The following is a 24517-nucleotide window of genomic DNA, read 5'->3' as shown; positions in this document are numbered from 1 at the left end:
CTCAACATCTGCTGTAACGGAATTAAGGATGGATGGTGGGATACAGAATACCTATCACGCTCGGTAATATTGAGCCCCTCGCCTATAAACCATACCAACCCGGTAAAATGGCGTTGGTTTGCGAGGGCGGCGGGCAGCGGGGAATTTTTACAGCCGGTGTGCTGGATGAATTCCAGCGCGCCCGCTTTAACCCTTTTGATCTCATGATTGGCACCTCCGCTGGCGCGCAAAATCTCTCTGCTTTTATCTGCGGTCAACCCGGCTACGCGCGTCGCGTGATTACCCGTTACACTACCACCGCTAATTTCTTCAATCCATTGCGCTTTGTTCGTGGTGGGCACTTAATTGATCTCGACTGGCTAGTGGATATTACCTCCCAGCAGTTACCGCTGGCGATGGATCAAGCTGAACAGCATCTCCGTGAGGGCCGTGAGTTTCTTATGTGCGCTTGTCGCAGTGATGATTTCGAACCTACCTATATATCCCCCACGCGAGAAAGCTGGTTACCGGCAATTAAAGCCTCCAGTGCCATTCCGGGTCTATATCGCCAAGGGGTTGATTTAGATGGTGTTAGTTACCAGGATGGCGGTATTAGTGATGCTATTCCGGTGGAGGAAGCTTATCGTCGTGGAGCCGATACGATCGTGGTCATCCGCACTGTCCCTTCGCAAGCTTATTATACGCCGCAATGGATGAAGCGGATGGAGCATTGGCTGAGTGAAAGCAGCTTGCAGCAACTGGTGCGAATTATGCAGCAGCATGAGCAGAGTTATCATCGTATTCAGCAATTTATTGAAAAGCCACCAGGTGACTTGCGCATTTTCGAGATTTTTCCGCCTAAACCGCTGGCCAGTAATGCTCTGGGTAGCCGGATTGCGGCTCTGAATCGTGATTATCATTTAGGGCGTCGTTGTGGCCGTTATTTTCTGGCAACAGTCGGGCACTGGCTGCTGCCTCGGGATCAATTGGAGCAGTCGGAGAGCAACGGTGAGAAAACCTCGATTTCTCTTTCTCGCCGGATGATCCAGCCGCAAGATATTAACCAACCAGATGATATGGCCGACTTGATTGATAATGATGATTATTCATTTGATATCACTCAATCGCCGGATATCATCGCGCCGCCTGATGCTGCGAAAATCACGCATCACTCTCTTCCGCCGCAGATGACAGTGGCGGGCAGTGGGCTGATTATTCCGACCACGACACAGAGCAAAAAGAAGTCGCTGCAAGCGGAGGTTATCTTGCCGCCAGAAGCGGCGAAAACCAAAGGTGATAGCGCGTAATGGCATTGATTAGTGGGCAAGTGCCTAATGTTATCGATACGCACTATTTTATCGATACACACTGTCATTTTGATTTTCCGCCCTTCAGCGGCGCAGAAACAGCCAGCTTAATGAGTGCCGCGCAAGCCAATGTCAGGCAAATTATTGTGCCTGCCGTCAGTGCGAATTATTTCCCGCGTATTCTCGATTTGGCAGCTCACTATCCGCCACTATTTGCGGCACTGGGCCTACATCCGTTATATATTGCGCAGCATCAGGAAGCTGATTTAGCCGCTTTAGCCGCAGCGCTGGCGGATAAAACAGAAAAACTGGTCGCGGTGGGGGAAATTGGCTTGGATCTCTATATGGATGAGCCGCAATTACCCCGCCAATTGGCATTTTTAAACGCCCAGTTGAAGCTCGCCAGGCAGTATGATCTCCCGGTTATTTTGCATTCGCGCCGTTCGCATGATCAACTGGCCGCAGCATTGCGTAAAGCAGCTTTGCCACGTGCAGGGGTGGTACACGGTTTTGCGGGCAGCTTAGTGCAGGCGCAGGCATTTATTCGCTTGGGTTATTACATTGGTGTGGGCGGAACCATCACTTATGAACGGGCGCAGAAAACGCGAAATGTCATGGCTGAGTTACCGCTATCTGCGTTATTGCTGGAGACGGACGCGCCGGATATGCCACTCGCCGGTTTTCAGGGACAACCTAATCGGCCAGAGCGAGCGGCTAATGTGTTCGCTGCATTGTGCGAGTTACGCCAAGAAGCACCCGAAGAGATTGCTACTCACCTTTTGCACAACAGTCAGCGCTTATTTCAATTGCCGCCAGTCGATAAATCCGCACGCTAAATTTTTATTTCACCGAGTAAACCGCACTAATAGTTAGCGAACTATGCTTTATTTATTATTTTAATGTGATTTCCATCACGTTAATTACCTTACGGTTACTTTTAGTTGTGTTTATTTGTGACAGAGATTGTTTGAACGCCAGATCATGCCGGTATAATCCACGCCACATTATTTCAATACAAATCATTAACAGGATTATCGGCATGCTCATGAGTTTAGTCGGAATGGCAGTACTGATATTAATAGCCGTGCTTCTTTCAAGTAATTTTAGGGCGATTAATATCCGCACTGTAGTTGGGGCATTTATTCTTCAGGTGGGTATTGGCGCACTGATTTTATATGTACCGGTAGGCCGTCGCATCCTGGGTGGTATGTCTGAAGGTGTGGCGAATGTTATTGCTTACGGCAATCACGGGATTTCATTTATGTTTGGCGGTTTGGTTTCCGACAAAATGTTTGAAGTCTTCGGCGGCGGTGGTTTTGTATTCGCCCTGCGAGTATTACCCGTCATTGTATTTTTCTCCTCATTAATTGCCGTCTTATATTATATCGGCGTAATGCAGTTGGTGATTAAGGTATTAGGCGGCGGCTTACAAAAGCTATTGGGGACTTCGCGTACTGAATCCCTCTCCGCGACCGCCAATATTTTTGTTGGGCAAACTGAAGCTCCATTAGTGGTGCGTCCCTATATTGCCACCATGACCCAATCCGAATTGTTCGCCGTAATGTGTGGTGGTTTGGCTTCGGTTGCCGGTTCGGTGTTAGCCGGTTATGCGCAAATGGGCGTACCCTTAGAATATCTGATTGCCGCCTCCTTTATGGCCGCCCCCGGTGGGTTACTTTTTGCCAAACTGATGGTGCCGGAGACTGAGAAAACTCACGATAATGTGGATGCTGCCACCTTGATTGCTGAAGATGATCGCCCGGCGAACATCATTGATGCTGCGGCGTCTGGCGCGGCTTCTGGTCTGCAACTGGCGCTGAATGTCGGGGCGATGTTACTGGCCTTTATTGCATTGATTGCATTACTAAATGGTATTCTCGGCGGGATTGGTGGCTGGTTCGATTATCCGCAACTCTCTCTGGAACTAATTCTGGGCTGGGTCTTCTCGCCGATTGCCTATCTGATCGGGGTTCCGTGGAGTGAAGCTATGGTCGCTGGCTCATTTATCGGCCAAAAGATTATCGTGAACGAATTCGTGGCATTTATGAATTTCGGTCAGTATCTACAGGCGGAAGAGCTGGTGCGCGCGGCCGGTTTGCAGGTGCTTTCTGACCATACCAAAGCCATTATCTCCTTTGCATTGTGTGGTTTTGCCAACTTGTCCTCGGTCGCCATCTTGTTGGGCGGGTTAGGTAGCATGGCCCCGAACCGCCGCCATGATATCGCGCGTTTTGGCTTGAAAGCGGTGGCCGCAGGGACTCTGTCGAATTTGATGAGTGCCACCATCGCCGGCTTCTTCCTGGCCTTGTAATTTTGCCCATGAGCCATCTTGATGAGATGGCTCATAATCAGGCGTATTCCTGCCCATAAGCTATTCTTGATGCAAGTGGGCATATTAATGTCAGTAAGCTATAAATCAGGTTATTTTGTGATTTTAATCACATATAATCTCAGTTCGTTACAAGTTACTCTTGATTAATGTGAATCCGAACACATCTCATGTGCTGATAACGTGTTCAAATAGAGCGACAAGTTAGTGCGGTGAGATGGATCTCAATTGCTACCTAAGGGTTTTCCCATGGGGCTATCTTCAAGGAACCAAGTCCGCTCGCCAACGTATTGAGCTGGAACCATGTGGCTCATAAATAAATGCTCAGTCTTGGCAAAGTGCCGGGGCTGAAATAGTGTTGGAGAGTTTTATGACCGATTTAACCGCCTGCGCGAATCTCAATGATTATGCCAAACGCGCGCTGATTTTAATGGATTTAACCACCCTGAATGACGACGATACCGATGATAAGGTGATTGCTCTGTGTCATCAGGCTAAAAGCCCGGCCGGTAATACTGCGGCAATCTGTATTTATCCTCGCTTTATTCCTATTGCGCGTAAAACATTACGCGAGCAGGGAACACCTGAAATCCGCATTGCTACGGTGACCAATTTCCCTCACGGCAATGATGATATTGCTATCGCGTTAGCTGAAACCCAGGCGGCGATTGCCTATGGCGCTGATGAAGTGGATGTGGTTTTCCCTTATCGCGCCTTAATGGCGGGTAACGATAAAGTCGGCTTCGAACTAGTGAAACAGTGCAAAGACGCCTGTGCCGCGGCTAATGTGCTGCTGAAAGTTATCATTGAAACTGGGGAGTTAAAGCAAGAGCATTTGATTCGACAGGCTTCTGAGATTGCTATCAAAGCTGGTGCAGATTTCATCAAAACCTCCACCGGTAAAGTGCCGGTTAATGCCACGCTGGAAAGTGCCAGCATCATGATGCGCACCATCCGTGACTTGGGTGTGGCGAAAACCGTGGGCTTCAAACCGGCGGGTGGGGTGCGCACTGCGCAAGACGCGGCACAATTCCTACAGTTGGCAGATCAATTGATGGGGGAAGGTTGGGCTGATGCTCGCCACTTCCGTTTTGGCGCGTCCAGTCTGTTAGGCAGCTTGTTGACGACCTTGGGTCATCAGAGCAACAGCAAAACCACTGGCTACTAATCATTATCTCAGTCATTGAACTGAGCAGATGCACCGCGGGCTATTTTGTCCGCTGTGCTGCTTTTATTTCATAAGCAGGGGGATACCTTGTTTCTCGCACAAGAAATTATCCGTAAAAAACGCGACGGCCAGGCACTGAGCGAAGAAGAAATTCGTTTCTTCGTCAATGGGATCCGCGACAATGTTGTTTCTGAAGGCCAAATTGCTGCTCTGGCGATGACCATTTATTTCCATGATATGAGTATGCCAGAACGTGTGGCGCTCACTATGGCAATGCGCGATTCAGGCACAGTGTTGAACTGGAAGAGCCTAAACCTTAATGGCCCGATTGTGGACAAACACTCCACCGGCGGCGTGGGTGATGTGACTTCCTTGATGCTCGGCCCAATGGTGGCGGCTTGCGGCGGCTATGTACCCATGATTTCGGGCCGTGGTTTGGGCCACACTGGCGGGACTTTGGATAAACTGGAAGCTATCCCCGGTTTTGATATTTTCCCCGATGACAGTGCATTCCGCAAAATCATTCAGGATGTTGGCGTCGCCATCATCGGCCAAACCAGCTCGCTGGCACCGGCGGATAAACGTTTTTATGCGACTCGCGATATCACCGCCACGGTGGATTCCATTCCGCTCATTACCGCCTCTATCCTGGCTAAAAAGCTGGCTGAAGGGCTGGATGCGCTGGTGATGGATGTCAAAGTGGGGTCGGGTGCATTTATGCCGACTTATCAGTTATCTGAGGACTTGGCCAAGGCCATTGTCGGTGTCGCCAATGGGGCGGGGTGCAAAACTACCGCGCTGCTGACCGATATGAATCAAGTATTGGCTTCCAGTGCCGGTAATGCGGTCGAAGTGCGCGAAGCGGTGCGCTTCCTGACTGGCGAATATCGTAATCCGCGTCTGCTGGAAGTGACCATGGCGCTGTGTGTCGAGATGCTGCTGTCCGGTGGATTGGCGCAAGATGATGCCGATGCCCGTGCTAAGCTGCAAACCGTATTGGATAACGGCAAAGCGGCGGAAATCTTTGGGCGCATGGTCGCCGCGCAAAAAGGCCCGAGCGATTTTGTCGAGCGCTATGACAGTTACTTACCCGCTGCTCTGTTGAGCAAGCCAGTATTTGCTGAACGGTCAGGAATCATCACTGCCATGGATACCCGAGCATTAGGTATGGCTGTGGTTTCCCTCGGTGGTGGTCGCCGTCGTGCAACTGACCCAATTGATTACAGTGTGGGCCTTACCGATATGGCCCGTCTGGGTGCCCGTGTTGATGGTCAACAACCATTAGCGGTGATTCATGCTAACAATGAAGATGACTGGCAGCAGGCGGCTGATGCGGTGCGGACAGCAATCACCCTGGGCGACAAAGCACCAGAAGAAACCCCGGTGGTTTATCGCCGCATCACTGAGTAAATACTCTATTTTAAAGGTGTCGCACAGCGTGTGAACCTATGCAGGAGAAAATGATGAAACGTACATTTATTATGGTATTAGACTCATTTGGTATTGGCGCAAGCGCTGATGCTAAGAAATTTGGCGACGAAGGAGCCGATACACTGGGCCATATCGCCGAGGCCTGCGCCCGCGGTGAAGCTGATGTTGGCCGTAGCGGCCCATTGAAGCTGCCGAACCTGAGCCGCTTAGGGCTAGGTAAAGCCGCTGAAGAATCGACCGGTAAGTTCCCGGTCGGGCTGGATAAGAATGCAGAAATCATTGGCGCTTATGGGTATGCCAGTGAGCTATCTTCCGGTAAAGACACCCCATCGGGCCACTGGGAAATTGCCGGTGTGCCGGTCTTGTTCGATTGGGGTTATTTCAGCGATGTGGAGAATAGCTTCCCAGCGGAATTGCTGGAAAAACTGGTCAAACGCGCCAATTTGCCGGGTTATTTGGGTAACTGCCACTCTTCTGGCACCGTGATTCTTGATCAACTGGGCGAAGAGCATATGAAAACCGGGAAACCGATTTTCTATACTTCTGCGGACTCGGTATTCCAGATTGCTTGTCACGAAGAGACTTTTGGCTTGGATCGCTTGTATGAACTGTGTGAAATCGCCCGCGAAGAGCTGACTGAAGGCGGTTACAATATTGGCCGTGTCATTGCGCGCCCATTCATTGGTGATAAGCCCGGTAACTTCCAGCGTACTGGCAACCGCCATGATCTGGCTGTTGAACCGCCAGCGCCAACTGTGTTGAAAAAACTGGTAGAAGAAAAGAGCGGCGAAGTGGTTTCTATCGGTAAAATTGCTGATATCTACGCCCACGTCGGGATCACGCAGAAAGTGAAAGCGACCGGCCTGGATGCTCTGTTTGATGCCACCATCGAAGAGATGAAAAAAGCCGGTGACAACACCATAGTTTTCACTAACTTTGTTGATTTCGACTCTTCTTATGGTCACCGTCGCGATGTTGCGGGTTATGCCGCCGCACTGGAATTGTTTGACCGCCGCCTGCCAGAGCTGATGGCGCTGGTAAAAGAAGATGACATTTTGATCCTGACCGCTGACCATGGTTGTGACCCAACTTGGCCGGGTACCGATCATACTCGTGAGCATATTCCGGTCTTGGTTTACGGCCCGAAAGTGAAACCGGGTTCATTGGGGCACCGTGAGACCTTTGCCGATATTGGGCAGACGGTCGCCAAGTATTTCGACCTGTCCCCAATGGATTATGGGAAGAATATGCTGTAAGTCATTCAGCTAAGCTGAGCGCTGGCCGTGTCCAAACGGTCTGTGCTCATCTACGCTGGTGATGGCTGATTTTCTCTGAACTGTGCAAAGTAGCTCAGACCTAAAGACAGTTTGGTAATACAAATTTAATTCTCTGATTTTTAAGGAAAGTGATTATGGCAACGCCACATATTAATGCTGAAATGGGTGATTTCGCTGACGTTGTACTGATGCCAGGGGATCCACTGCGTGCGAAGTTTATCGCAGAAACCTTCCTGAAAGATGTGCGCGAAGTGAACAATGTGCGTGGCATGTTGGGTTTCACCGGCACCTATAAAGGGCGCAAAATCTCAGTGATGGGCCACGGCATGGGTATCCCGTCTTGCTCCATTTACGCGAAAGAACTGATCACTGATTTCGGCGTGAAGAAAATCATCCGTGTGGGTTCATGCGGTGCGGTTCGTGCTGACGTTAAACTGCGTGATGTGGTTATTGGTATGGGCGCTTGTACTGATTCCAAAGTGAATCGTATGCGCTTTAAAGACCACGATTATGCAGCGATTGCAGATTTCGAAATGACACGCAATGCCGTGGATGCCGCTAAAGCAAAAGGCGTAAATGTTCGCGTGGGTAACATCTTCTCCGCTGACTTGTTCTACACACCAGATCCACAAATGTTTGATGTTATGGAGAAATACGGCATTCTGGGTGTAGAAATGGAAGCGGCGGGTATCTATGGTGTTGCGGCTGAATTTGGCGCGAAAGCTCTGACTATCTGCACCGTGTCTGACCATATCCGCACCGGTGAGCAAACCACTGCCGCTGAGCGCCAGACCACTTTCAATGACATGATTGAGATTGCATTGGAATCTGTTTTGCTGGGCGACCAAGAGTAATATTAACCCTATTTTACAGAGCCGTATCACGGTGTTACGGCTCTGTTCTCAATTTTATTTTATCCCCATATTTCTATTCACTAATCTGCTTGTATTTTATAAATCAGCTTTACATATCAGGTTATTATCGCTATATATCTATTCATTATTCTATTCACTATTCTATTCACGGATCTATTCAAATGCTTTCTCTGGAAATGTTATTACGACAAGGTCCAACGACGGCAAGCTCCTTGGCACAGGCAATGGCGACCAGCCAACCAACGATTTCTCGTCAATTAAATAGGTTGAAAGACCGGGTAATAAAGATCGGGAAAGGAAAGTCTACCCGCTATGCTTTACTTCGCTTGGTTGCTGATGTGGGTGAATTTCCGCTCTACAGAATTGATCTTGACGGCAATGCCCACCATTTTGCCAATTTATATCCTATATATCCGGCTGAAATGTGTTGTGTACATCAAGTGGATGACGATACATGGCAGCTATTCGACAGCCTCCCTTGGTACTTGGCGGATATGCGGCCGCAGGGGTTTCTTGGCCGGATTTGGGGGAAGTCTGCTGCTGAGTTATTACAACTTGATAAAGATATTCGTGGATGGAATGAAGATCATATTCTGATTGCCTTATCCCGTATGGCGGATGATGTAAATGGCAACATTCTTATAGGGCAGGGAAGTTATCAGCAGTGGTTGGATAAGCCTAATGCTATTCCCATTCACCCATCAGATAAGCCACAACGCTATAATCAATTATCCCTGATGGCGCTGGCTGGTGAACTGGTGGGTTCATCGGCAGGTGGAGAGCAACCGAAATTTACCTGTTATGCCGGATATAAGGGGAAGCCCCCATCATATGTCATTGTTAAATTTACCGCTGTGCAGGATAACCCAAATGCACGGCGCTGGGCGGATTTACTCATTGCCGAGTCTTTGGCGCTGAATACATTAAAGGATGCGGGTTATTCAGCAGCTTTCAGCCATGTCTTGCAACATGAGGATAAGCAAACTTTCCTGGAAATTGAACGCTTTGACCGACAAGGCCAGCGGGGCCGTATTGGTATGGTGTCTTTAGAAGCCGTGAACGCTGAATTTATCGGCATGCCAGTTGCCAGTTGGCCCAAAGTATGTCGTGAACTGGCTGCAAAAGGGTTGCTGAGCCAGGCTGAACTGGAACAAGTACGTTTGATTTGGGCTTTCGGGGTATTGATTGCGAATACCGATATGCATCATGGAAATCTATCATTCTTGCATCCCGAAAACCGGCCTTTATCACTCGCCCCTATTTATGACATGTTGCCAATGGCGTTTGCTCCATCAGGCACGGGAAATATGCGGAAAGCAGCGCCTGATATTACGTTATCGGCGGATGTCAGCCGTGAACATTGGGTGCGGGCACAACAACTGGCGGGGCAATTCTGGCAAGCCGTGAGTCGTCACCCAAATATCAGTGTGGGGTTTAAAGCTATAGCCGGTCAGATGCAGGAAAAACTGCTTTTACTGGCCCCTCTCATTGGGCGCATGGCCTAATTCCCTGCGCCCTTGCTGCCGCAGCTTTGTTGGCAGCTCTCGCTTACCCGAATCACTGACCTGAGTCAGCTCATCGGGCCTCACTCATTTGCCGCCTTGCTGCAATACCAATGGCTTTGGGTATTCCCTGCGCCCTTGCTGCCGCAGCTTTGTTGGCAGCTCTCGTTTACCCGAATCACTCATTATTACTTATCATCCGGTTTCTTGTCTGACTCTGCCGTTTCCTCTTCATTTTCATCCTCTTTGACTGGCGTATTGGCGGTCAACAGATAAGGTGATTGTTGCCAGCGGCTACGGCGGCCTTGCAGCAAGGTGCGAGCCAGAATAATGCCAACAGCCAGCGCCACCAGTATCATCAGCCGCAGTAAATTGGTGGTATTATCGACTTGCTTGGATTCTGTGGCGAGTACGTGGGTATCGAGTGTCATGCGCAGAAACCCCGTTGGCCCGCTTTTGCCGGGGATCAATTCCACAATCTGGTGATTGAAATAACTGCCCGGGCGCTTCCCATCCAAAGCCAACCTATCACGAACTTTGACATTCTCTCCCGCGCTGGCAACCAACGTACCGTCAATCTGATATACACTGGCATCCAATATGCGGCTTGACTGAGTCAATTGCTGCAGAATTGCATCAACTTTCTGGCTATCAATATCATCATCGCTGGTATCCATCAGGGGTGACAGACTGAAAGTGACTTGTTTTGCCAGCGTTTTTGCCAGTTCTTCAACCTGCTCCGAGCGGGCGAGTTGATGACTGAGGCTGAAATAGGATGCACCTTGCATAAGCAAAACCAATAATGCCAGGCAAATCAACACAATGGCGGTGCGGTGCAATCGGAATTTTAATTTAGCCTTGGCCATGCAGGTTCCTTGCCGTATTTGATGACTTTATGTTGCCAGAAGCAAGGGCGATAGGATAGCTTGATGCGTCCTTTTGTCTTGCCTTTACCCCGTTTTTACAGGAGCCATTCATGTCTAATAGTCTGACCTATTGCGATCTTCCCGCAGAGATCTATCAATGGCCGGGTCTGCCACTTTCACTCAGTGGCGACGAAGTTATGCCGCTGGATTATCGTGCTGGTCATACAGGTTGGCTGTTGTACGGCAGAAAACTGGATAAAAAGCGCATTACTGATTTCCAGCGCCAACTGGGCGCGGCAATGGTGATTGTCTCTGCCTGGTGTGTGGAAGATTATCAAGTTATCCGCCTGGCGGGCAGTTTGACCCCGCGAATTAAAACGCTGGCTGATGAAAGCGGGCTGGATGTGGCCCCATTGGGTGCGATCCCGCATTTGCGCACCCCTGGCCTGTTAGTCATGGACATGGATTCCACTGCCATCCAAATTGAGTGTATTGATGAGATTGCCAAACTAGCCGGTGTCGGTGAAGAAGTGGCGGCGGTCACTGAGCGCGCGATGCAAGGCGAGCTGGATTTCTCCGCCAGTTTGCGCCAGCGGGTAGCAGCCCTGAAAGGGGCGGATGCGAATATTCTCAAACAGGTACGTGACGAATTGCCATTGATGCCGGGGCTGACCAGCTTAGTGCGCAAGCTTCAGGCGCTGGATTGGCATGTGGCGATTGCTTCCGGCGGTTTTACCTATTATGCCGAATACCTGCGCGACAAACTGCGGCTGGTTGAAGTCGCCGCCAATGAGCTTGAAATTAAAGACGGCAAACTGACCGGAAAAGTGTTGGGGCCGATTGTCGACGCACAATACAAAGCTGATATTCTGCTTAAACTGGCCGAAAAATTGAATATCCCGGTGGCGCAAACCGTGGCGATTGGCGATGGTGCCAACGACTTAAAAATGATGCAAGCTGCTGGTCTGGGGCTGGCTTTTCATGCTAAACCAAAGGTTTACGCCAAAGCAAAAGTGGCTATCCGCCACGGCGATTTGCTGAGTGTGCTGTGTATCCTGACCGGCAGTCTGAAACACGAAGAACGCTAATCTCCTTCGTCCTTGGCACTACAGCGTTGTTAGCGGCACTTGCTTACCCGAATCACTTACTAGAGTAAGCTTATCGGGATAAGTTCGCTTGCTGCCTAACTGTAGTACCGATGTCTTTGGGGGTGTTTATTGTTAAATTGAGGTGAGACGTGGCTAAAGCACCAAAACGGGCATTCGTCTGTAATGAATGTGGGGCTGATTACCCGCGCTGGCAGGGGCAATGCAGCGCTTGTAATGCCTGGAATACTATTACCGAGATTCGGCTGGCGGCGGCAACCTCCTCGACTCGCAATGAACGTTTTGGCGGCTATGCCGGTGATGCGGGAGTCAGTCGGGTTCAGAAATTATCTGATATCAGTTTGGACGAATTACCGCGCTTCTCAACCGGTTTTCTTGAGTTTGATCGGGTGCTGGGTGGCGGAGTGGTGCCCGGCAGTGCCATTCTGATTGGCGGGAACCCCGGTGCGGGGAAAAGTACCCTGTTGCTGCAAACAATGTGTAAATTGTCTGAAAACATGAAAACCCTGTATGTGACGGGCGAAGAGTCACTGCAACAGGTGGCAATGCGCGCGCATCGTCTGGGGTTACCCACTGCTGGCCTGAATATGCTGTCTGAAACCAGCATTGAACAGATTTGCCTGATTGCCGAACAAGAACAGCCCCGCCTGATGGTGATCGACTCCATCCAGGTGATGCATATGGCGGATATCCAATCATCGCCGGGCAGTGTGGCGCAAGTGCGTGAAACCGCCGCTTATCTTACCCGTTTTGCCAAAACCCGCGGTGTCGCCATTGTGATGGTGGGCCACGTGACCAAAGACGGTTCGCTGGCGGGGCCGAAAGTTTTGGAGCACTGCATTGACTGCTCGGTGATGCTCGATGGCGACGGCGACTCACGTTTTCGCACTTTGCGTAGTCACAAAAACCGCTTTGGTGCGGTCAATGAATTGGGTGTATTCGCCATGACCGAGCAAGGTCTGCGTGAGGTCAGTAACCCGTCGGCGATCTTCCTGAGTCGGGGGGATGAAGTGACGTCGGGCAGTTCCGTGATGGTGGTATGGGAAGGGACGCGCCCATTATTGGTAGAGATTCAGGCGCTGGTGGATCACTCGATGATGTCGAACCCGCGCCGGGTGGCGGTCGGGTTGGAACAAAACCGGCTGGCAATCTTGTTGGCCGTGTTACACCGCCATGGCGGTTTGCAGATGTCAGACCAAGACGTGTTCGTCAATGTGGTCGGCGGTGTTAAAGTGACAGAAACCAGTGCCGATCTGGCCTTGCTGATGTCGCTGGTCTCCAGTTTGCGTGACCGCCCCCTGCCGCAGGACTTAGTGGTATTTGGTGAGGTCGGGCTGGCCGGTGAAATTCGCCCGGTGCCCAGTGGTCAGGAACGTATTTCCGAGGCCGCCAAGCACGGGTTTAAACGCGCTATCGTGCCTTATGCCAATATGCCAAAGAAACCGCTGCCCAATATGCAGGTTTTTGGGGTGAAAAAACTGGCGGACGCGCTGGCGGTGTTGGAAGATTTATAGCGCCTCATTTAGTCATGTTCATCGCGCAGCATACTGTGTTATTTTTGTTTAGTGCGCTAAACAAGGAGGCGGTATGCTGCAATTCGACTATCTCAAAACAGCAATTAAGCAAAAAGGCTGTACTTTACAGCAGGTGGCTGATGCCAGCGGCATGACCAAAGGTTATTTAAGCCAGCTACTCAATGACAAAATCAAAAGCCCCAGTGCACAAAAGCTAGAAGCCCTACACCGCTACCTTGAGCTGGAGTTTCCGCGCCGTGAGAAAAAAGTCGGTGTGGTGTTTGGTAAATTTTACCCCCTGCATACTGGCCATATCTATCTCATTCAGCGTGCTTGTAGCCAGGTTGATGAGCTGCATATCATTCTCTGCTTTGATGAGCCCCGTGATCGCGAATTGTTCGAGAACAGTTCTATGTCGCAGCAGCCAACAGTCAGCGACCGCTTGCGCTGGTTATTACAAACTTTTAAATATCAGAAAAATATTCATATTCATTCATTTGATGAGCATGGCATTGAACCTTATCCCCATGGCTGGGATGTCTGGAGCCATGGCGTCAAAAAGTTCATGAATGAGAAAGGCATCGTCCCGAACTTCATCTACTCCAGCGAAAGCCAGGATGCGCCGCATTATAATGAGCAGTTTGGCATTGAAACTATTCTGATTGATCCGCAGCGCTCCTTTATGAATATCAGTGGCCGCCAGATCCGCCGTGATCCTTTCCGCTACTGGGATTATATCCCGACTGAAGTGAAGCCATTTTTCGTGCGCACCGTGGCGATATTGGGCGGCGAATCCAGTGGAAAATCCACTCTGGTCAATAAGTTAGCCAATATCTTCAATACCACCAGTGCGTGGGAATATGGCCGTGACTATGTTTTCTCTCATTTGGGCGGCGATGAGATGGCGCTGCAATATTCCGATTATGACAAAATTGCACTGGGTCAGGCGCAATATGTTGATTTTGCGGTGAAATATGCCAATAAAGTGGCATTTATCGATACCGACTTTGTCACCACGCAGGCATTTTGTAAGAAATATGAAGGGCGGGAGCACCCCTTTGTCCAGGCGCTGATTGATGAATACCGCTTTGATCTGGTGATTTTGCTGGAAAACAACACGCCGTGGGTGGCGGATGGCTTGCGGAGTTTGGGCAGTGACCGTGACCGCAAATCTTTCCAGACCTTACTCGAGCAGATGCTGCGCAGCAATAATATAGAATATGTTCATGTTGAATCGGCGGACTATGATGCGCGCTTCCTGCGCTGTGTCGAACTGGTGCAACAGCTATTGGCCGCCGATTTGCAAAGATTGGCCCGCCCTTCAGTATTGGCCGAAGCGCGGGAAGGATAATCTTAGTAAGCAATCACAATCTTGCCCTGCATATGCCCGCCCGCAACTTGCGCATGGGCAGCTTTCAGATTCTCAACTGTCAGGCCATGCAGTGTTTCACTCAGTGTGCCTTGCAGTTTGTCCTCATCGACTAACTGGCTCACCTGTTTTAAAATTTCCCCTTGCTGGGCGATATCCGGCGTCGAAAACATGCTGCGGGTAAACATAAACTCCCAATGCAGGGCGGCACTTTTTAGTTTCAATTGATTCTGATCCAGCGGTTTTTCATTCTCCACAATGGTGCAGATTTGCCCCAGCGGGGCGATCAATTCACTGATGGCGGGCCAGTGCCCATCGGTATCATTCAGACAAAGAATATAATCAACTTTATCGATACCTTCTTTTGCTAACTGCGCTTTCAGGTCACGGTAATCCACAGTCAGGTCGGCACCGCGTTCAAGACACCAGGCGGCTGACTCTGGGCGTGAGGCGGTCGCAATCACTTTGACTGGGCTGCGTAAGGCCGCCAACGGGATTGCCAGAGAGCCCACGCCACCGGCACCGCCGATGATTAGCAGGCTTTGATCCGCGCTAGCGTGTTGAATTTTCAGGTGTTCGAACAGCGCTTCCCACGCGGTAATGGCGGTGAGTGGCAGGGCTGCGGCCTGTGCCCAATTCAATGAGCGCGGCTTATGGGCGGCAATGCGGGCGTCGACCAACTGCTGAGTGGCGTTGCTGCCGGGGCGGGTGATATCACCGGCATACCAAACTTCGTCACCGACACGGAAACCGCTAACTTTCTCCCCCACACTGACTACCACACCTGCGGCATCCCAGCCCAGAATGCGCGGCTGTGGCAAACCATTCTTTTTCAAGCCGCCATGTACCTTGGTATCCACCGGATTGATGGATGCGGCTTTGACCTCAACCAGCAAATCAAATGCGCCGGGGGTGAGAGCATCCAAAGTGATTTCAATAAAATCAGCGGGTTGTTGCGGGTTTACCGCGATAGCTTTAATTGTCATGGTGATATTCCTGCTCCTGTTTAGCCTATTCACTGAGTCTAGACCTTTCTAAGCAAGCTGATAAGATGGACAATCACTAACGCAGTGTTCGTCTGAGATAAACAATCATGTTTAAGCCCTTCAATTATGTTTAAACAACTCAATTATGTTTAAACAACTACAGGATATGGCGCTGTTTGCCCGAGTCGCCGAATGCGGCAGCTTCACCCGCGCCGCTGAAATGGTGGGTTTGCCTAAATCGAGCGTTAGCCAGCGGATCAGTCAGTTAGAGCAGAGTTTGGGGATCCGCTTACTCAACCGAACTACCCGACAACTGAATCTGACTTTCGCCGGTGAGCGCTATCTGGTGCATTGCCAGGAGATGCTGCAAGCTGCCGAACGCGCCGATTTGGCACTGCAACGGCTGAAGGATAACCCCAGTGGCCGTTTGCGCATTTCGACCCCCGCAGGGCTGGGAGCAACGTTGTTGGCGCAGTTGGCGACGGATTTTCAGCGGCAATATCCCGATGTGCTGCTGGAGGTTTTAGTGTCGGATACTATGGTGGATTTGGTCGAGGAGGGCTTTGATGTGGCGTTGCGCACCGGCAAACCGCAGGATTCGTCACTGATTGGTCGGCGGTTAGGATATGCGCCGCGTTATCTGCTGGCTTCCCCGGCTTATCTGGCCCAACACCCGCCCTTAGTGCATCCACGCCAGCTCGATACCCACCGCTGCATTGCCCATCGCGCCTGGCAAGCGCTGATTTTACGCCGTGAAGACGAGTTTTATCGCTGGCAGGTTCCTGCGCTGCATGTGACTGATAATCTGTTATATGCCCGTGAATGTGCGCTGAGCGGCGGGGGAATTACGCTATTGCCCGCATTTTTAAGCCGCGAAGTGGTTGCCAGCCGGCAGTTGATTGAAGTTTTGCCGCAGTGGCAAGCTGAGGGAAATGAGCTGTATTTGGTGTATCCGAGTCGCAAGCTGAACTCGCCGGCACTCAGTTGCTTTATAGATGTAGTTATTGGGCACTCGGTATTTGAGGATTATGTGCAAGGGCTGGAAATATCTTGAATGTTGGGCGCTTTTCTATGAAAAAGGCCTGCAATGGCAGGCCCTTAGTCTAGATCAAACTCAAAAGCTATCTGGTTATTAACTATTTTGTTATTAACTACTTAGTCATTTTCTTATACTTGATACGGTGTGGTTCCAGAGCTTCGGCACCCAGAGTGCGTTTTTTCCACTCTTCGTATTCAGTAAAGTTGCCTTCGAAGAATTCCACTTTACCTTCATCTTGATAATCGATGATGTGAGTGGCAATTCGGTCAAGGAACCAACGGTCATGGGAAATAACCATGGCGCAACCTGGGAATTCCAGTAAGGCGTTTTCCAGTGCGCGTAAGGTTTCGATGTCCAAGTCGTTGGTCGGTTCATCGAGCAGCAACATGTTGCCGCCCACCTGGAGCAATTTGGCCAAATGGATACGGCCGCGCTCACCACCGGACAGTTCGCCCACCCGTTTGCCCTGATCAATACCTTTGAAGTTAAAGCGGCCAACATAGGCGCGGCTTGGAATTTCAAAGTTGCCGATCTTCATGATGTCTTGGCCGCCGGAAACTTCTTCCCACACGGTTTTACTGCCATCCATGTTGTCACGGAACTGATCAACCGAGGCCAACTGCACGGTATCACCCAGTGAAATGGTGCCGGAATCCGGTTGCTCTTGGCCCGATAACATGCGGAACAGGGTTGATTTACCGGCACCGTTCGGCCCGATGATCCCGACTATCGCGCCTTTTGGCAGCGCAAAGGTCAAATCGTCAATCAGCACACGGTCGCCGTAAGACTTGCTCAGATGCTCAACTTCCAACACTTTATCACCTAAACGTGGGCCAGGCGGAATAAACAACTCGCTGGTTTCGTTACGTTTTTGGTATTCAACGCTGTTAAGTTCTTCAAAGCGAGCCAGACGCGCTTTACCTTTCGCCTGACGGCCTTTAGGGTTTTGGCGAACCCATTCCAACTCTTTCTCAATAGATTTACGGCGTGCGGCTTCAGAAGAGGCTTCCAACGCCAGACGGGCATCTTTTTGCTCCAGCCATGAGGAATAGTTGCCTTCCCATGGAATACCTTCACCACGGTCGAGTTCCAGAATCCAACCCGCCACGTTATCGAGGAAGTAACGGTCATGGGTGATGGCGACCACAGTGCCTTCATAATCATGCAGGAAGCGCTCCAGCCATGCCACGGATTCAGCATCCAAGTGGTTGGTGGGTTCATCCAGCAGCAGCATGTCTGGTTTTTCCAGCAGCAGGCGGCAGATGGCGACACGGCGGCGCTCACCACCGGACAGATTGGCAATTTTTGCCTCCCAAGGCGGCAGACGCAGAGCATCAGCCGCACGTTCTAACTGGTTATCCAGATTATGACCGTCGTGGGATTGAATAATTGCTTCCAGTTCACCTTGCTCTTTCGCTAACTTATCGAAATCGGCATCAGGATCGGCATAGAGTGCATAAACTTCATCCAGGCGGGTCAGCGCGCGTTTAACTTCGCCGACGGCTTCTTCAACCGACTCACGCACCGTTTGTTCAAGATTCAGTTTGGGTTCCTGTGGCAGGTAACCGATTTTGATGCCAGGTTGTGGGCGAGCTTCGCCTTCAATGTCGGTATCAATGCCAGCCATGATGCGCAGCAGGGTGGATTTGCCGGAGCCGTTAAGACCCAGCACACCAATTTTTGCCCCAGGGAAGAAACTCAGGGAGATGTTTTTCAGAATATGTCGTTTCGGCGGAACAACTTTACCGACACGATGCATAGAATAGACGTATTGAGCCACGTTGTTTTGAGCCTCGCTATATTGGTTTTTATAAAATGCGAGTGTAGCCCGTTTTACTATACCCGTCATCTTTCAAGTCGCAGGTGTGTTGGCTGCTCTCGCGCACCCGAATCACTGACCAGTGTCAGCTCCTCGGGATTTTCTCGTTAGCCGCGCTCGCTATTTGGCCCGTCTATGGGCTTCACCTCTGCGAGGTTACTGTTAGCTCGGTTTAAGGCGCGGTGACTATCATTGCTACGCGGCGGTTTTCTGCCCGGCCTTTGGATGTGCGGTTATCTGCTACCGGCTCTAGTTTTCCGCGGCCATGAACTTCAATATTCGCCCGTGGAATGCCGATCGCCGCCAAGGAGTCTGCCACCGCTGAAGCCCGCTCATAAGAGAGTTTCTGGTTATAGCCATCTTCACCCATTGCATCGGTATGCCCATCAACCCGCATATGATTAATCCCGACATTGTGTAAAGCGCGGCCAATGTGTTGGACAGTTTGCACGCCCGATGCGTTTAATTTCCTGACGTCACTGTCGAATAACACTTTATTGGCTAGCCCAAACTCCCAGCCATTATCGGTTAATTTAAACCCTTGCTCTTGTAACGCCGCAATTTGTTCTGGGGTCAGCCCTTGGTGTGGCTTGGCCTGACAGCCCACTAATACCAACAAACAAAGTGCAAAAAAACTAAACCAAAGAGGATTTTTTTGACGATTATTTTGTAAACTCAGCATGTTACCTACCCTAAATTTTCTGTGTGAGTAATTTCTGGATGCTTATTTTCTGAATAAAGAAAGTCCGACAGATAAACGATGCTCTGTTCATATAACCGGAAACCTTTCTTTGCCTGATACATTGCTTCATCAGCCCGTTGTAATAACTCATCCGGCGTTTGTGCATGGTCAGGATAAATAGCAACACCAATACTGAGTGAGGTGGTTATTTCTTGCCCATCACTCAGGACTATGGGGTGCGTCATACTTTTTATAATATTGTTAGCAATGGTGAGCACATCATCAGTGTCATGAATGGGAGCCAACAATATGGCGAACTCATCGCCGCCCAAGCGAGCGACTAAATCGCTTTCACGTAATAATGCGCGCAGGCGGTCAGCAATGCTTGTCAGCACCACATCGCCTGCAGCGTGACCATAGTTATCATTGATTTCTTTAAAGTGATCGCCATCGAGGAATAAAACCGCAGCGTGTTGGTTAGTTTTGCAATCATTGATAATTCGGTTCAAACGGCCTTCAAAAAAGGCGCGGTTTGCCAGCCCGGTCAAGCTATCGTGGGCAGCGCGATGGGCGAGAGAGTCATTTTCCCTGGTGAGGTGTTCTTGCCAAATTTCCAGTTCTTCCAGTAACCCATTGAAATCCTGACTCAACTCATTCAATTCTGCGATTTGAGCAGAGGGAACGCGTTGGCCAAAACTGCGGTGGCGGCTGACATTATGGGCAACCTCAGTAATCCGATTCAATGCGCCGGTAATGCGACGGAGCATACGGCGAGACAGAAATAACGCCACCGCCGTGCTCAGGATCAAGCACGCCAACAGGCCGGTTAATCCTTGCAGCAGAAAGCGTAGCAGGCTGCCGCCGTGGCCGACAATGACCACTGTGCCGATTTCGTTACCGGAGTGAACGATGGGTAAAACCACGGGTTCAGGTAATGCCCAGCGGGCAACACTTTGCTCCAGCTGATGCATTGGGCCGTCATTGGGCAGTGTCCATTGCGCGACGACTCGGCCATTCACATCCAGGATTTTCGCCTCAGCCACTTCTTCATTCGCGGCAATCATTGCCAGCGCTTCACTCGCCGCATCAGTATCACCAAAAACAACAGCCGCTTCAGTGGTATAGCTGATTGAACGGGCGATCAAGTGCAGGTTATGGTCAGCATAAACCCGTAATGCAAACAGGGCGGCTAAGGTCAGAAAAATACCGGCTGTCGCTACTGATACCAATGCCACAATTAAATGTACTCTGCCCAAAACACGGCCAAGTGTCGGGAGTTTATGAGCATTAGTTTTATTTTTTATCTGGCCAGCAGATTTATTTTTTATTGAACTCATAATGCGTCAGCCTTTTTACGGGCAAGTTGCAACACATTGGGGTGAACTCGTACCCCGGTGCGTGCTAATGCATCCATATTAACTTTGAAAGAGGCTTGTTTATCTTCCAGCAGCAGACAAAACGCACTGCCCAGAGTGCATTCAACATAATTTTCGCTGATGGTCAGAATCGGATACCCCGAAAGTTGGGTCGTCAGCTCCTGACGCTGTTGCTCCCCCATATTGCCCAGATAAGCCACATCACAGTTGCTTGCCAGCGAAGCATCGGGCAGTGAATAACGCTGTGTTTTAATCGGATGTGCGGTTTGCATTAATGCCGGATTAAAAAGCTCTTCGGCATAGTTTGTTGGGGCAATGACACACAAACGAATCACTGGCGGAGGGGTTGGCCAGCGCGAATAACTGATAATTCCCAGCACCATCTTTGTCGCAGCATCACTACGCTCATGAATAAGTTCTTCGCTTAAGTTATTTACGCCACTTAAGTTATTTGCCGCCATTGAGGGCATTGATATGAATAAAATTAAGAGAAATAATAATGTAAGGGCATAGCTCTGCCGCCAGATATGCCGTGGTGGCACTAGCTTGGGCAGATAATGATCTTTTTCATGGTTGATGCCGTTAATTGCGCAAGGTGCAGTGTTCATTTTTTGCGCTTCCCGTTGGCGGCATGGCTCACATGTTAATCACGGCATCGTGTAATTAATCGCCGCCAATCTATTATAAGAATTAATTGGCGTATTAATAGTCATGGTATCGGCAATGTGAGATTTATCTTAAATTCTCTTTGCGAAGCATAAAAAAAGCCCGGCTGAGTCGCCGGGCTTGAAGGGAGTACTGATTGATATCAGACAGGATTCGAGTTGCGCTTGAAGCGCCCGATGACCCATTTTTCGACTTCTACAATTAAGAAGATGGCGATAGAAACCAGCAGTGTGATGCCCCAGTAATAAGCCGGTAATGGCTCGGTACCGAAAGCAGTGTTCATAAATGGCAGATAGATAATGGCTAACTGCAACAGAATCAGCACACCAGAAACTAACCACAGCCCCTTGTTAACAAACACTTCTTTGTTCAGCGGGAATCTGTCCATCACCCGGCAGTTAAACATGTAAATCCACTGCGCGGTCACCAAGGTTTGCATCAACACGGTGCGGATAAATTCAGTGCTGTAGCCGCGTGGTTCCATATAGGCTTCCAGGGCGAATGCACTGCACGCAATCAAGGTACCGACGAATGCGATACGCCAAATAGCATGACCGTCTAACACGTGTTTGGATGGGTCACGCGGGTTGCGGCGCATAATGCCTCTTTCTGCCGGTTCAAATGCCAAACCGAATGAAAGCGTGGTGGACGTCGCCATGTTTATCCACAGGATTTGCAGTGGCGTCAGGGGAATAACCGCACCAACCAGAATCGCGAAGATGATTAACAGCCCTTGCGCCAGGTTAGTCGGCAACACAAACAGAATGGTTTTCTTCAGGTTATCGTAGACCCGGCGGCCTTCTTCAACTGCGTGGGCAATAGTGGCGAAGTTATCATCCGATAGCACCATATCGGCAGCTTCTTTTGTTACCTCGGTGCCTTTGATGCCCATGGCGATGCCCACATCGGCTTGTTTCAGCGCCGGTGCATCGTTCACGCCGTCGCCGGTCATTCCGACAATTTCGCCTTTCTCTTGTAACGCTTTGACCAGGCGCAGTTTGTGCTCAGGGCTGGTACGGGCAAAAATATCATAACGAACAGCGGCTTCCGCCAGTTCTTTATCATCCATATGCTCCAGCTGGCCGCCGGTAATGGAGTCTTTTCCATTGCCGATGCCCAGCATAGCACCAATCGCCATCGCGGTTTCCTGATGGTCGCCGGTGATCATCTTCACGCGAATCCCTGCCTGTTGGCAGGTGGCAATGGCGTCGATAGCTTCAGGGCGAGGTGGGTCCATCATGCCGGCGATGCCGACAAACACCATGCCTTGCTGGATATCACTGTGTTCCAACTCGCTGACCGTTTGTTCAGTTGGGCGATAAGCCGCCGCCAACATGCGCAGGCCCTGCTTGGTGTAGCGCGTCATCTCGGCATCCCAGTAATCACGGCGGAAAGGGATTACGCCCTTATCCGTCAGTTCTTGCTGGCAGAAAGTAAACAGCACATCGGGTGCGCCGGTCAGGAAGATACAGCTTTCAGACTCAACCTGATGGCTGGTGGCCATGTATTTATAGGCAGAATCGAAAGGAATTTTACCGTGCTGAGTCACCTGGCCCAGCTCAATACCTGATTTGGCCGCCAAGACTTTCAGTGCGCCTTCAGTGGGGCCGCCCACAATAATCCAATGGCCTTGGTCATTTTTTTGAATCTGGCTGTCATTACATAAATTCACCGCAGTGATAAATGTTTTTAACGGCCCGGCAAGAACGGCTTGCTGGTCACTGCCTTCCGGATAAATATTACCCACTGGCTCATAACTTTCACCAGTGACCCGATAGCAATTGTCAGCCAGAATCACTGCTTTGACGGTCATTTCGTTCATCGTCAGGGTGCCGGTTTTATCGGAACACACGACGGTCATGGCACCTAAGGTTTCTACCGTTGGCAGCTTGCGAATAATCGCGCGGTTGCGCGCCATTGCTTGCACACCCAAAGACAGAATAATCGAAATAATGGCCGGTAACCCTTCAGGAACCGAGGCCACAGCCAGGCTTATCAGCGCCAGCAGCAACTCATCCACTGGCAAGTCGCGCAGGATAAAGGCGAAGACAAACAAGAATGCCATCATCACCAGAATCAGGATGAAAATTGCTTTGCCCAGTCGGTCCATTTGTTGCAGCAGTGGGGTGCGGGTGGCTTCAACCGTCGACATCATTTGGTTGATATGACCCAGTTCGGTATCACCGCCACTGGCAATGACGACACCTTTCGCTGTACCGGCACTGATAGTGGTGCCCGAAAACAACAGGTTTTTGCGGTCGCCAATCACTGATTCGTTTTCAATCACTCCAATTTGCTTCTCAACCACGGTTGATTCACCGGTCAAGATAGCTTCTTCAATCTGGAGGTTGTGGGCTTCGAGTAACCGTAAGTCAGCCGGGATTTTATCCCCCGGTTTCAATGTGACGATATCACCCGGTACCAAATCCTGTGCATCAATGGTTTTTGCATTGCCATCACGGATGACTACCGCTTTACTGGAGAGCATATTTTGAATGCTTTTCAGTGACTTCTCGGCTTTATTTTCCTGAACATAACCAATCAATGCGTTAATGACGGCGACACAAAGAATAATAATGGTATCGACCGAGTGGCCCATTAGACCTTTGACTAACGCAGCAGCCAATAGAATATAAATCAGGACATCATTAAAGTGAGCGAGAAATTGCAGTAGAGGATGCTTACTTTTTTTGGCGGGGAGTGCATTGGGGCCGTATTGTTTAAGGCGTTCTTCTGCTTCTTGTTGGCTTAACCCTTCTTCGCGGCTATTTAGCTGCTGCAAAGATTCTTCCACAGTCAGTTGATACCAAGCCTGGCCTTCTGGCGGCGAAGTGGGTTTGGGGTTTGATGAGTTTTGCATTGAAAGAACCTTCTTAAAAATTAAAAATCTGAAATCTATCTGTTTTTCATCTCATTACCGTCGAGCTTGACGGTACAGGGCAGCAAATACTCTTCCATAAAAAATCCTGCTCCTTAATTATTTGATTTTTATTAAAAGACAAAAAAATGATTTTGAATGATATATTTACAGCAACATAGTTATATTAAGCAAGGATAGTAGATTTTTATCAAAATAGCGTCTTGATCTGAGATAATAAAGTCGAAATATTGGGTCGTAATTGTTGACTAACCTAGTGAATACTAAGGTATTACCCAGTTAATTCTGCTGCTGCTTATCTTCTCTTGCCCCGTGAACGCCATCCGTCGTTTAAACTATCACCCAGAA

Annotated in this window: 19 protein-coding genes; 12 read left to right on the top strand and 7 right to left on the bottom strand. The window is 50.0% G+C overall.

From position 1 onward, the window contains the following. Positions 1-32: 32 nt before the first annotated feature. The 8 genes from DX162_RS03035 (at position 33) to yjjJ (ending at position 9871) form a co-directional block, all read left to right on the top strand. Complete coding sequence (locus tag DX162_RS03035) at positions 33-1286, top strand: patatin-like phospholipase family protein (protein WP_004389382.1); 1254 nt, start codon at positions 33-35, stop codon at positions 1284-1286. Continuing rightward, on the top strand, positions 1286-2122 hold the full coding sequence (locus DX162_RS03030) for a TatD family hydrolase (RefSeq protein ID WP_032819341.1): 837 nt from the start codon (positions 1286-1288) through the stop codon (positions 2120-2122). Before DX162_RS03035 ends, DX162_RS03030 begins: the two co-directional genes overlap by 1 nt. 203 nt (positions 2123-2325) lie before the next feature. Beyond that, complete coding sequence (locus tag DX162_RS03025) at positions 2326-3597, top strand: NupC/NupG family nucleoside CNT transporter (protein WP_072076380.1); 1272 nt, start codon at positions 2326-2328, stop codon at positions 3595-3597. Between the two features lie 388 nt (positions 3598-3985). Next, the gene (gene deoC, locus DX162_RS03020) at positions 3986-4783 is read left to right on the top strand and encodes a deoxyribose-phosphate aldolase (RefSeq protein ID WP_004389384.1); all 798 of its coding nucleotides are present in this window, start codon (positions 3986-3988) and stop codon (positions 4781-4783) included. A gap of 87 nt (positions 4784-4870) precedes the next feature. Next, positions 4871-6193, top strand: coding sequence for a thymidine phosphorylase (gene deoA, locus DX162_RS03015; RefSeq protein WP_032819342.1), 1323 nt, complete (start codon positions 4871-4873; stop codon positions 6191-6193). Between the two features lie 53 nt (positions 6194-6246). Continuing rightward, entirely contained in the window at positions 6247-7470 is a 1224-nt protein-coding gene (gene deoB / locus DX162_RS03010) for a phosphopentomutase (RefSeq protein WP_032819345.1), read from the top strand. 155 nt (positions 7471-7625) lie between these two features. Continuing rightward, a complete protein-coding gene (gene deoD, locus DX162_RS03005; protein WP_032819346.1) occupies positions 7626-8345 on the top strand; it encodes a purine-nucleoside phosphorylase in 720 nt (239 codons plus the stop codon). A gap of 182 nt (positions 8346-8527) precedes the next feature. Further along, entirely contained in the window at positions 8528-9871 is a 1344-nt protein-coding gene (yjjJ, locus tag DX162_RS03000; RefSeq protein WP_032819347.1) for a type II toxin-antitoxin system HipA family toxin YjjJ, read from the top strand. A gap of 185 nt (positions 9872-10056) precedes the next feature. On the opposite strand, the gene DX162_RS02995 is transcribed toward yjjJ, so the two are convergent. Continuing rightward, positions 10057-10734, bottom strand: coding sequence for a YtjB family periplasmic protein (locus DX162_RS02995; protein ID WP_004389389.1), 678 nt, complete (start codon positions 10732-10734; stop codon positions 10057-10059). Positions 10735-10844: 110 nt separating this feature from the next. Between DX162_RS02995 and serB the strand changes: the two genes are divergently transcribed. The 3 genes from serB (at position 10845) to nadR (ending at position 14705) form a co-directional block, all read left to right on the top strand. After that, positions 10845-11822: a phosphoserine phosphatase gene (gene serB, locus DX162_RS02990; protein WP_004389390.1), complete on the top strand. Its 978-nt coding sequence runs from the start codon at positions 10845-10847 to the stop codon at positions 11820-11822. 149 nt (positions 11823-11971) lie between these two features. After that, the gene (radA, locus tag DX162_RS02985; RefSeq protein ID WP_004389391.1) at positions 11972-13354 is read left to right on the top strand and encodes a DNA repair protein RadA; all 1383 of its coding nucleotides are present in this window, start codon (positions 11972-11974) and stop codon (positions 13352-13354) included. A gap of 73 nt (positions 13355-13427) precedes the next feature. Next, complete coding sequence (gene nadR, locus DX162_RS02980; protein WP_004389392.1) at positions 13428-14705, top strand: multifunctional transcriptional regulator/nicotinamide-nucleotide adenylyltransferase/ribosylnicotinamide kinase NadR; 1278 nt, start codon at positions 13428-13430, stop codon at positions 14703-14705. 2 nt (positions 14706-14707) lie between these two features. Here nadR and DX162_RS02975 read toward each other — a convergent pair whose 3' ends face one another. Continuing rightward, positions 14708-15709: a zinc-binding alcohol dehydrogenase family protein gene (locus tag DX162_RS02975; RefSeq protein ID WP_004389393.1), complete on the bottom strand. Its 1002-nt coding sequence runs from the start codon at positions 15707-15709 to the stop codon at positions 14708-14710. A gap of 145 nt (positions 15710-15854) precedes the next feature. Here DX162_RS02975 and DX162_RS02970 point away from each other — a divergent pair, with 145 nt between their 5' ends. Beyond that, positions 15855-16763: a LysR family transcriptional regulator gene (locus DX162_RS02970; RefSeq protein WP_004389394.1), complete on the top strand. Its 909-nt coding sequence runs from the start codon at positions 15855-15857 to the stop codon at positions 16761-16763. A 97-nt stretch (positions 16764-16860) separates the two neighbouring features. On the opposite strand, the gene ettA is transcribed toward DX162_RS02970, so the two are convergent. The 5 genes from ettA to DX162_RS02945 all read right to left on the bottom strand — a co-directional run bounded on the left by ettA (position 16861) and on the right by DX162_RS02945 (position 24151). Further along, the gene (gene ettA / locus DX162_RS02965; RefSeq protein WP_032819367.1) at positions 16861-18528 is read right to left on the bottom strand and encodes an energy-dependent translational throttle protein EttA; all 1668 of its coding nucleotides are present in this window, start codon (positions 18526-18528) and stop codon (positions 16861-16863) included. Positions 18529-18739: 211 nt separating this feature from the next. After that, a complete protein-coding gene (gene yfiB / locus DX162_RS02960) occupies positions 18740-19249 on the bottom strand; it encodes an outer membrane lipoprotein YfiB (protein ID WP_004389396.1) in 510 nt (169 codons plus the stop codon). 5 nt (positions 19250-19254) lie between these two features. After that, entirely contained in the window at positions 19255-20586 is a 1332-nt protein-coding gene (dgcN, locus tag DX162_RS02955; RefSeq protein WP_032819349.1) for a diguanylate cyclase DgcN/YfiN, read from the bottom strand. After that, entirely contained in the window at positions 20583-21233 is a 651-nt protein-coding gene (gene yfiR, locus DX162_RS02950) for a regulatory sequestration protein YfiR (RefSeq protein ID WP_004389398.1), read from the bottom strand. The genes dgcN and yfiR overlap by 4 nt, the downstream gene beginning before the upstream one ends. A gap of 200 nt (positions 21234-21433) precedes the next feature. Continuing rightward, complete coding sequence (locus DX162_RS02945; protein ID WP_004389399.1) at positions 21434-24151, bottom strand: cation-transporting P-type ATPase; 2718 nt, start codon at positions 24149-24151, stop codon at positions 21434-21436. Positions 24152-24517: the final 366 nt, after the last annotated feature.

Source organism: Yersinia kristensenii, assembly GCF_900460525.1.
Classification (GTDB): Bacteria; Pseudomonadota; Gammaproteobacteria; order Enterobacterales; family Enterobacteriaceae; genus Yersinia; species Yersinia kristensenii.
The sequence above is the reverse complement of the archived record's forward strand: the minus strand, read 5'-3'. Positions and strand labels throughout refer to the sequence as shown.

Coding starts and splice junctions, on each gene's coding strand:
- DX162_RS03035 (WP_004389382.1), top strand. CDS start 33: ATGGTGGGATACAGAATACCTATCACGCTCGGTAATATTGAGCCCCTC.
- DX162_RS03030 (WP_032819341.1), top strand. CDS start 1,286: ATGGCATTGATTAGTGGGCAAGTGCCTAATGTTATCGATACGCACTAT.
- DX162_RS03025 (WP_072076380.1), top strand. CDS start 2,326: ATGCTCATGAGTTTAGTCGGAATGGCAGTACTGATATTAATAGCCGTG.
- deoC (WP_004389384.1), top strand. CDS start 3,986: ATGACCGATTTAACCGCCTGCGCGAATCTCAATGATTATGCCAAACGC.
- deoB (WP_032819345.1), top strand. CDS start 6,247: ATGAAACGTACATTTATTATGGTATTAGACTCATTTGGTATTGGCGCA.
- deoD (WP_032819346.1), top strand. CDS start 7,626: ATGGCAACGCCACATATTAATGCTGAAATGGGTGATTTCGCTGACGTT.
- yjjJ (WP_032819347.1), top strand. CDS start 8,528: ATGCTTTCTCTGGAAATGTTATTACGACAAGGTCCAACGACGGCAAGC.
- DX162_RS02995 (WP_004389389.1), bottom strand. CDS start 10,734: ATGGCCAAGGCTAAATTAAAATTCCGATTGCACCGCACCGCCATTGTG.
- serB (WP_004389390.1), top strand. CDS start 10,845: ATGTCTAATAGTCTGACCTATTGCGATCTTCCCGCAGAGATCTATCAA.
- nadR (WP_004389392.1), top strand. CDS start 13,428: ATGCTGCAATTCGACTATCTCAAAACAGCAATTAAGCAAAAAGGCTGT.
- DX162_RS02975 (WP_004389393.1), bottom strand. CDS start 15,709: ATGACAATTAAAGCTATCGCGGTAAACCCGCAACAACCCGCTGATTTT.
- DX162_RS02970 (WP_004389394.1), top strand. CDS start 15,855: ATGTTTAAACAACTACAGGATATGGCGCTGTTTGCCCGAGTCGCCGAA.
- yfiB (WP_004389396.1), bottom strand. CDS start 19,249: ATGCTGAGTTTACAAAATAATCGTCAAAAAAATCCTCTTTGGTTTAGT.
- dgcN (WP_032819349.1), bottom strand. CDS start 20,586: ATGAGTTCAATAAAAAATAAATCTGCTGGCCAGATAAAAAATAAAACT.
- yfiR (WP_004389398.1), bottom strand. CDS start 21,233: ATGAACACTGCACCTTGCGCAATTAACGGCATCAACCATGAAAAAGAT.
- DX162_RS02945 (WP_004389399.1), bottom strand. CDS start 24,151: ATGCAAAACTCATCAAACCCCAAACCCACTTCGCCGCCAGAAGGCCAG.